The sequence below is a fragment of the Streptomyces sp. genome, from assembly GCF_035563135.1.
In the GTDB taxonomy this organism is placed as follows: Bacteria; Actinomycetota; Actinomycetes; order Streptomycetales; family Streptomycetaceae; genus Streptomyces.
Map to the genome: position 1 here is coordinate 1 of NZ_DATMVN010000646.1, position 5,843 is coordinate 5,843.

Below are 5,843 nucleotides of genomic sequence, written 5' to 3' on the forward strand. Positions count from 1 at the left end.
CAAACGCAAGATGAGCAACTGGCACCTCAAACACACCCACCACCGCAACCCACCCCAACCACCCACCAGGGCAATCACACTCGTCCCACCCACCAAAGCAACCAGTAGACGCCAGAAAACCACCTAAATCACCGGTATTGCTCCTAGGCGACCTTGTGAGGAGGGTCGGATTACAACCGAACTGGAGTCTGGCCCTGCGCCCCCTGTCCGGCCGCTGCGCGGGGTCGGGCGGGGGCGGTTTCGTTGCGTCCGGGGTCAGGCGTCGAGCGGCTTGGCTTCGTGTGCCGCGGCGATCCGGTCGATGCGGGCGGCCAGGTCGAAGTCCGCCTCTGTGAGCCGGTGGCCGGCATCATGGGTCGTGATTCCGAACCGCACCCGGTCCCACCGTAGATCGATGTCCGCGTGGTGCCCGATGAGGCGTTCAACGTCCGCGACATGCACGATCATCGCGACGCCCCCGTGGTACCGGATCCCGAACGAGCGCGTGATCTCGTCACCGTCGCGCAACCAGCCCGGAACCACGGCAAGCCGCACGCCGATCTCCTCGTCTGTCAGCGGTTCCTTGGCCATCGTCAGCTCCCGTCGGTCGCAGGTGCCAGGACCTCGGCGAGGTCCTGGCCAACCGGGGAATCGTGCCATGGGCGCATCGCCCGCTCCAGGGTGACCAGTTCACGGCGCATCCGCGCGGACCGGGTCTCGACAGCGATCGTCGCCACGGTACGAGCGATCTCCAGCGCCTGATCAGGCTCCCGCGCAACGGCGGCCGCGGTAGCCTGCCGTGCCAGGTACACCCCACGATCTCTGCGGGCCGTCTCCGGCACGAGTGTGAGGACCTGGGACCAGAGGGCACCGGCTTCGGCACCGAGCCCCAGTCGTCCGTAGCAGGTCGCCCGCTGCACCTCCAGATACCCCGGTGTCCGGCGGCAGGCGTTGCCCCACGGCAGGTCATCGTCGACTCCGGGCAGCAGCCGGTCGGCCTCGTCAAGCAGCTGGTCGACCGACCTGCGGTCGTCCGTCAGGCTGGCACCGTGAGCCTGCTGCTGCATCGCCATGATGCGTACCTTCGGCACCAGACGGTCGGAGTCATCGAGGGCGGCCTCACACAGATCGATGACCGCGTATCCGTCGCCCAGGTCAGTGCGGACATGCGCCTGGTTCACCAGGCTGTACCCGATGAGGTGCGGGTCACGGGAGCGCATGGCGATCTCCTGCGTCATCCCCCGCCAGAACGCCGCCCCGTCCATGTCGCCCGCGTCCTGGTACAACCAGCCGACGAGCGCCGCATAGGCCGCCCCGACACGCAGGAGGCCACGGCGTGTTTCACCCTTCGCAGAGCACGCCAGCTTGTCGATGAGTTGATACTGAGCGGACACCGTGCCGATCAGATCGTGCGGGCCGAGGAACATGTCCGCCCGGTAGTGGCCCTCCAACTGCTGCTGGAAGTACCCGATCAGAGCGGGATCGACGTGCTGCGGAGCGACGGGGCCGGCGACGAGCGCGGCCGCCGTGACGCTCACGAATGCGCGTCGGCTCACATCTTCCTCTTCGTGGTGCTCGGGCCGGATCCAGCCGGGCGGGGTGGTGAAGCCCAGGTCTTCAGGCCACCGGCCGAGCGCGTCGTGAAGGACGATCGCTGTTTCCTCGGCCGGCCAGCCCGGGCGGTCGCCTTCCCACCGGCGCCAGGTGCGCGCGGACACAGTGAACTGCCGGTCGTCGAGGAGCCGCTGGCCATGCTCGGTGAGCATGCCGGCCGCGGCTTCGACGGTCCGCCAGCCCTTGCGCAAGCGGGCCGCCCGCAGCGCGTCGTTGCGTCTCACTGAACCGGTGTGAGGGGTCATTGCCTGCGCTCCCAGCCATGGCCGCCACATGGCCACACATGGCCGTTCGGCGACCTATTCGCTACCTGACGTACACGCACATCATCGGGGTGTAACAGCGGGCCACGCAGCAGAACGGGCGCGCGTTCTCCAATCGGCCGGGGAGTCAGCAGTGGCAATGACGATGAAGGTGTACGAGGTGAACCGCTACGGCAGTGTCCGGGTGGTACGGCCGGAAGCGGAGGTCGTCCCGTTGAAGACAGCCGAACCCCCCTCCGTCTACCCGGCCTGCCAGTGCGACCGGTGCAACGGGCGGTCGTGACACCCGCAGGCCCCAGGGAGTTCCCCGCGCCGGAGACCCTCACCTGGGATCAGTCCGCCGGCCGCGCCTGCGTGTGGTGCAAGAAGCTGCTCACCACCGGGGCCGTGTCCGCCGGAACGATCCGCGACCAGGCCGGGGCGCACAACCTCGACACCGAGGTGTGGTCCTGCCCTCCCTGCGACGCAGAACAACCTTCCGGCTGATGACTTCCGCCCCGGCCGCTCATTCCCTGGCAGGACAGCGGCCGGGACGGGCCGCCACCCGCCCGACGAAACGGAGGCACTTCATGCGTACCCCTACCTGGTCGCCCACGACATCCCCTGGCAAGCGCCCGTGACCACCGCCCTGGCCCCGACCGCCGTCACTACCTGCGAAGCCTGCTGGAACGCCCCGGTGGAGAGCGTGCGGATAACCGCGGCCGGAACCGACCTGCTGTGCCAGGACTGCGCCCTCGGCCACTTCCCCCGCCGTGTCGACCTGTTCCCGCCGTTCGGTGTGTACGGAGTGACGGCACATACGCCGGATCAAGGCCCGTCACCGCCCTGCCCGCCGGTTCCCTCACCGCCGGGCACGCCCCCGGTCTGATTCCGCGAACTCCCCGCCTGCGGCCACTGCCGCCCCCCGGGCACTGAGCACGCCCCCGTGGGGATGTGGACTCCATATGGAATCGATCATGGAAACGGCCCCCCGGTCCGTGTGGACCGAAGGGCCGAAACAGGCTCTCACCTGCTATTTCCTACGGTGGGCGCGGACGGTTTCGAACCGCCGACATCTGCTTTGTAAGAGCAGCGCTCTACCCCTGAGCTACGCACCCGTGGATGAGGCAACAGGTTACATGGCCCACGGCCCCCAGCGGCAATCCGGTTCCCGCCCGGACGCCGCCCGCCCCGCCGCTCCCCCGGGCTCGCGAGGCGGTACGGGGGATATCCCCACCCCGGAGAGGGTAGCCGTCCGGATCGTCCCGGGGTGGGCCCGTCCGTACGGTGGAGCCCTACCGGCAGCGCTCTCAGGGGGACTCGACATCATGACCATCCGTACACGACGTACCGAGGCCCTCGTGGCTGCCGCCGGGACCGTGCTTCTCGTCGCCGCGCTCAGTGGCTGTGGCAGTACGGACGCGGAGGATGCCTCCGCCGAGCACAAGTCGTTCGCGTTCAGTGGCGAGGCGCTCACCATCGACGCCGAGAACTCGACCCTGGACCTGGTGCCCGCCGATGTCGAGCAGATCGAGGTGACCCGCCGTGTCGACGGGTGGGTCATGCTGGGCAGTGGGCCCGACCCCGTGTGGGAGCTCAAGAGGGACGAGCTGAGGCTCGAGGTGAAGTGCCGGGCGGTGATCAGTAACTGTGCGGCGCACCACGAGGTGAAGGTGCCCCGGGGGCTGGCCCTGACCGTGCAGGGGGACAACGGGAAGGTCACCGCGGCCGGTTTCACCGCCCCCCTCACGATCTCCGCCGACAACGGCGGGGTCGAGGTGCGTGATGTGTCCGGGCCGCTGAAACTGAGCGCCGACAACGGCACCATCGAGGCCGAGCGGGTCTCCGGGTCTTCCGTGATCGCCCGCTCCGACAACGGCTCGGTCCAGCTCGGGTTGACACAGGTCCCTGATCTGGTGGACACCGTCAGTGACAACGGGAGCATCACCATCGACCTGCCGGCCGGGAAGAACGCGTACGCGGTGTCCGCCGAGGCCGACAACGGCGAGGTCTCCGTCGACGTGCCCCGCAGCGACAGCAGCAAGCACGTGGTGAAGGCGCGCAGCGACAACGGTGAAATCACTGTCCGAAGTGCGAACTGACCGGCCCGTGCGTTCGTCCTGACTGGTGGGAGAATGAACCGGGCAGGGCGAATCGGCACGGGAGAGGGATGTGACGGCGATACACACGCGGCCGCAGGCGAAAGCGGGTGTTGGTTCCGCCGTCAGGGACGCCCTGGTGCTGATGCTGCTGCCGGTTCCCCTGGTCGTCGCGGCTGTCCCGGGTGCTTTCGCGGGCGGGGGTACGCGCCGCTGGTTCGGGGGGCGCGGGGAGAACCAGCGGGCCGACGCGCAGGCGGCGAAGGACGCGGCGGCGGCTGCCTTCTACGAGCTGGACACCGCTCAGCGCGATCTTCGGATCTCGATCGAGACCATCACCGCCGTGGACAGTTCGCCCCGCGCGCTCAGGGCGGCGGAGGACTTCGCGGCGCTCGGGCGGCGGATCGACGAGGTCAGCCACCAGTACATCACCGCGGTCGACGCCCACGACCTCGACCGTGACGATCTGGAGCCCTCGGCAGCAGCCGGTGCCCGGACCGAGCTGGCCCGCGCCAAGGACGAGCTCGTGCGGGTGAAGGGTGAGCTCGACCGGTTCGCCCAGGGGCTCGGGACCCTGCTCAGCAGCGCGGAGACCCAGCTCGCACGGCTGGCCCCCGCTGTGGAGCGGGCCCGTCAGACGTTGCTGGCCGCGAGCAACGCCCTGGACGCCGTACGCGCTTCCGGGCTGCGGGCCGATGATCTCGCCGCCCGGCTCGCGGCTCTCGCCCCGGAGCTGACCAAGCTCAACCAGGGCGCGGGACGGCACGGGGTGGCCGAGACGCTGCAGCGCGCGGACCGGGTCCTGCGGGACGCCGAAGCGGTCCGGGCGGAGGCGGACAGGCTTCCTGAGCGGGCCGCCGAGATCGACCGGAGGCTGGTGTCCCTGCGCACCCGGGCCCAGGCGCTGACGACGCGCGCCGGTCAGGTCGAGCCGGTGCTCAGCGAGCTCCGGCGGCGTTTCTCGGTGGCCTGCTGGCAGGATCTGCAGCCGGTTCCCGAGCAGGCGGCGGTCAATGTGCGGCAGGCCGAGGCGAAGCTGGCGGAGGCCGCCGACGCGCGCTCCGAGCAGCGGTGGGCCGACGCGACGTCCCGGTTGAGTACGGTCCGGGCGCTGCTCAATTCGACCGATGAGGCGGTATCCGCCGCCGGGGACCGGTTGCAGCGGCTCGACGCGGTGGCCAAGAATCCGCAGGCGGAGATCGAGCGGACCCGGTTCACGATCCGGGACGCCCAGCGCCTCGCCATGGCAGGACGCCACACGCCGGACCCGCGCCACGCCCGCCCGCTGGACGACGCCGTGGCGCGACTGGAGCGGGCGGTCGCCGGGCTGGAGGAGCGTCATCCCGACTACTGGCACTTCCTCACGGAGACCGAAGCCGTGCGCCGGACCGCGAACCAGGTGGTCTCCGCGATCCGCGAGGAGCTGGGGAGCGGCGCCTGACCGCGCGGCGCCGGTCGGTCGGTCGGCATTGTTCTGCCACGGCACGGGTTCCCCACGGCCGGCCCCGCTGCTCGTCCGGCTGGGCCGGGCCGCTGCTGATGATGTCCGGCATGTACGGAAGAGTCAGTGGCGGTCTGCCGTACGGCAATCCGTACCGGCGGGCCCACCGGCCCGAGCAGGTCGCGCGGGAGGAGCGCCGCCCCCGCGTGCCGATGCCCGAGGTCGAGAAGGGCAAGAGGCTCTAATCTGGGGCCATGCCTCGTTACGAGTACCGCTGTCGCCCCTGCGGCGAGACGTTCGAGCTCAGCCGCCCCATGGCCGAGTCCTCCGACCCCGCCTCCTGCCCCGCCGGGCACGAGGACACCGTGAAGCTGCTCTCCACCGTGGCCGTGGGCGGCTCCGTCGCCTCCGCACCGGCTGCCGCCCCGGCGGGCGGCGGTGGCGGCGGCGGTGGTTGCTGCGGCGGCG

General features: G+C 70.3%; 8 protein-coding genes and 1 tRNA gene. 6 read left to right on the top strand and 3 right to left on the bottom strand.

Annotation, left to right across the window (positions count from 1 at the left end; all coding sequences use genetic code 11):
• Positions 1-255 precede the first annotated feature (255 nt).
• Together VN520_RS28840 and VN520_RS28845 are read right to left on the bottom strand one after the other, a co-directional pair.
• The gene (locus tag VN520_RS28840) at positions 256-570 is read right to left on the bottom strand and encodes a 4a-hydroxytetrahydrobiopterin dehydratase (protein WP_325749890.1); all 315 of its coding nucleotides are present in this window, start codon (positions 568-570) and stop codon (positions 256-258) included.
• A gap of 2 nt (positions 571-572) precedes the next feature.
• Positions 573-1,817, bottom strand: coding sequence for a Twin-arginine translocation pathway signal (locus tag VN520_RS28845; RefSeq protein WP_325749891.1), 1,245 nt, complete (start codon positions 1,815-1,817; stop codon positions 573-575).
• 172 nt (positions 1,818-1,989) lie between these two features.
• On the opposite strand from VN520_RS28845, the gene VN520_RS28850 reads away from it, so the two are divergent.
• A complete protein-coding gene (locus VN520_RS28850) occupies positions 1,990-2,139 on the top strand; it encodes a hypothetical protein (RefSeq protein WP_325749898.1) in 150 nt (49 codons plus the stop codon).
• Entirely contained in the window at positions 2,136-2,342 is a 207-nt protein-coding gene (locus VN520_RS28855; protein ID WP_325749892.1) for a hypothetical protein, read from the top strand. Before VN520_RS28850 ends, VN520_RS28855 begins: the two co-directional genes overlap by 4 nt.
• A gap of 539 nt (positions 2,343-2,881) precedes the next feature.
• Here the strand turns inward: VN520_RS28855 and VN520_RS28865 are convergent.
• A tRNA-Val gene (locus VN520_RS28865) sits at positions 2,882-2,953 on the bottom strand.
• A gap of 210 nt (positions 2,954-3,163) precedes the next feature.
• Here VN520_RS28865 and VN520_RS28870 point away from each other — a divergent pair.
• The 4 genes from VN520_RS28870 to VN520_RS28885 all read left to right on the top strand — a co-directional run.
• The gene (locus tag VN520_RS28870; RefSeq protein WP_325749894.1) at positions 3,164-3,937 is read left to right on the top strand and encodes a DUF4097 family beta strand repeat-containing protein; all 774 of its coding nucleotides are present in this window, start codon (positions 3,164-3,166) and stop codon (positions 3,935-3,937) included.
• A gap of 70 nt (positions 3,938-4,007) precedes the next feature.
• A complete protein-coding gene (locus tag VN520_RS28875; RefSeq protein ID WP_325749895.1) occupies positions 4,008-5,375 on the top strand; it encodes a hypothetical protein in 1,368 nt (455 codons plus the stop codon).
• 110 nt (positions 5,376-5,485) lie between these two features.
• Positions 5,486-5,620 (top strand): hypothetical protein, encoded by a 135-nt coding sequence (locus tag VN520_RS28880; RefSeq protein WP_325749896.1) that lies wholly within the window; start codon positions 5,486-5,488, stop codon positions 5,618-5,620.
• A gap of 9 nt (positions 5,621-5,629) precedes the next feature.
• A partial coding sequence (locus VN520_RS28885; RefSeq protein WP_325749897.1) for a zinc ribbon domain-containing protein occupies positions 5,630-5,843 on the top strand: 214 nt, incomplete at its 3' end.

What these genes read in the sequence shown, in the direction of transcription:
- VN520_RS28880 (WP_325749896.1), top strand. Translation starts at nt 5,486, where the DNA reads ATGTACGGAAGAGTCAGTGGCGGTCTGCCGTACGGCAATCCGTACCGG.
- VN520_RS28840 (WP_325749890.1), bottom strand. Translation starts at nt 570, where the DNA reads ATGGCCAAGGAACCGCTGACAGACGAGGAGATCGGCGTGCGGCTTGCC.
- VN520_RS28870 (WP_325749894.1), top strand. Translation starts at nt 3,164, where the DNA reads ATGACCATCCGTACACGACGTACCGAGGCCCTCGTGGCTGCCGCCGGG.